Origin of the sequence: Mycobacterium sp. (assembly GCF_050701675.1) — a bacterium.
Classification (GTDB): Bacteria; Actinomycetota; Actinomycetes; order Mycobacteriales; family Mycobacteriaceae; genus Mycobacterium.
Genome location: NZ_JBOGDD010000233.1, coordinates 1 through 2,034, shown reverse-complemented (window position 1 = coordinate 2,034; position 2,034 = coordinate 1). Strand labels below are relative to the sequence as shown.

Annotated in this window: 3 protein-coding genes; all 3 read left to right on the top strand. The window is 67.6% G+C overall.

Features of this window, described 5'->3' with window-relative positions; translation table 11 throughout:
• Positions 1–184 precede the first annotated feature (184 nt).
• The gene (locus ACRDUX_RS06725; protein WP_526412217.1) at positions 185–781 is read left to right on the top strand and encodes a TetR/AcrR family transcriptional regulator; all 597 of its coding nucleotides are present in this window, start codon (positions 185–187) and stop codon (positions 779–781) included.
• A gap of 13 nt (positions 782–794) precedes the next feature.
• Positions 795–1,904 (top strand): hypothetical protein, encoded by a 1,110-nt coding sequence (locus ACRDUX_RS06720; RefSeq protein WP_526412215.1) that lies wholly within the window; start codon positions 795–797, stop codon positions 1,902–1,904.
• On the top strand, positions 1,828–2,034 hold a 207-nt coding region (locus ACRDUX_RS06715), incomplete at its 3' end, for a tetratricopeptide repeat protein (protein ID WP_526412213.1). The genes ACRDUX_RS06720 and ACRDUX_RS06715, both read left to right, overlap by 77 nt.

Sequence of the window (2,034 nt, the reverse complement as noted above, 5' to 3'; positions counted from 1 at the left end):
GTGTCCAGCCGACCGATCTCGACATGGGAGGTGCCGTCCTGGCCCGTCCACAGCCGGACACATCGAATCATGGCCGTCACGCTAATACGCCCGAGAGGCGGGCGTCACACCAGCGCTCGCAGGTGTCTTAGTTAACCTAATAATTCGTAGTCAAGTGTCCACGAAGTCGCTTAAACTCGTCGCCGTGCCCACTCGAACGCATAGCGCCGACCCCCGCGCCGAACGCGTCCGCAACCTGCTGCGCGACGCCGCCTTCGCACTGGCACACGAACGTGCCGTCGACGAGATCACCGTCGGCGACCTGGTGACGCGGGCCGGCGTGAGCAGGCAGGTCTTCTATCGCCACTTCACCGACCGCGACGATGCGGTCGCGACGGCCTTCGCCGTCGCGTTCTCCGCTGCCGCCGAGGCCATCGAGGGCGACGCACGATCGCGCATTCTCAGCCTCTTCGACTTCGCCGCCGAACACCGCACGATGTACCGCAACGTCGTGCCGAGCGCGGTCACCCAGCGGGTGGTCGCGGCGTTCCGCGCCGAACTGCTGCCCGCCTGCGAGGAGATCGCGGCGCAGGGCATGGGAGTCGTCGGCCCGATCGCCGACATCGCCCCAGAGGCGGTCAGCCGATTCCTCGTCGGCGGGTTTCAGGAAGTGCTCCGGTCCTGGATGGAAGACCCCTCGCCAACCGAACCAGTCACCGATCTCCGAGGCCGGGTGACCGCCGCGCTCGACACCGTCGACGCGCTGCTTGGTCTTCCGGCCACCTCTCACCGACCCCGTTAGGAAGGGAACCACCATGGGCAAGCACCAGGCTCCACCCGAGCACCACGCTCCGCACCTCGACGTAGCCAACCGGCGCGTCTCACGAACCGACGTCCGCAACATGGTCCTGGTCATGGCTGCGCTGACGGTCTTCGTCGTCGCGATGATCGCGAGTTACTCCGGTGCGTTCGCCAAGCCGACCCTGCACCACCTCGACGTCGCGGTCGCCGGGCCACCACAGGTGGTCGACGCCATCCGCGGACAGGACACGCTGTCGGTGACTCAGGTCGCCGACGCCACCGCCGCGCGCGAGCAGGTCTACGACCGCAAGACCGACGCCGCCTTCGTCGTCGGCCAAACCGGCGAGATGAAGATCTACGTCGCCGGTGGTGGTGGCCGCAGCGTCGCCAACGCCGCCGAATCCGTCGGACGCGCGATCGCCACCAAGGCGGGCCTGGCACCCAGCGTCGAGGACGTCGCCCCGACCTCGCCTGCCGACCCCCAGGGCACCGTCGAGTTCTACGCCGTCATCTTCCTGTCGATCGGTGCGACCTTGGGCGGCACCGTGTTCGGTCGCATGATGGGCAGTGTGCGCAGGCTCTCAACGCTGGCGCTTCGCACCCTGAGCCTGGCCGCCTACTCGGCGCTACTGGCTGGTGGCGTGACGATCTACGTCGACGCCGTCCTCGGCGCGCTGACCAGCCACACCTGGCAGGTCTTCGGCGCACTGTGGCTGTACGCGATGGCCGTCGCCGGCGCCGTGACCGGTGTGGCGGCCGCCTTCGGCTTCATCGCATCGGCGATGGTGACCCTGTTCCTGGTGATCGTCGGCAATGCCGCGGCCGCCGGCCCGGTCGGACTGCCGCTGCTGTCTGGCTTCTATACGACGTTCAACGCGATCGTGCCGCAGGGCTCCGGAGTGGCGCTGCTGCGCAGCCTCGAATACTTCGGCGGCAACGGTGCCTTGACACCGATCGTCACCCTGACCATCTGGGGTGCGAGCGGAGCCACGCTCGCAGTGATCGCAGTGCTCGCCCCCAAGGCGTGGACGAATTATCGTGCCAGTCATGACCGCTACCGCGTCAACCACTCCGAACGCGACGGAGCCGTACTACGACCTCGGGTCCTATCACCGGTCGATTGAGACGCCATCGGCCCAGGCGCAGGTCTGGTTCGACCGCGGGATGGTCTGGGCGTACGCGTTCAACCACGAAGAGGCGATTCACTGCTTCGAGCGAGCGCTTGCCCTTGACCCCGACCTCTCCATCGCGCGC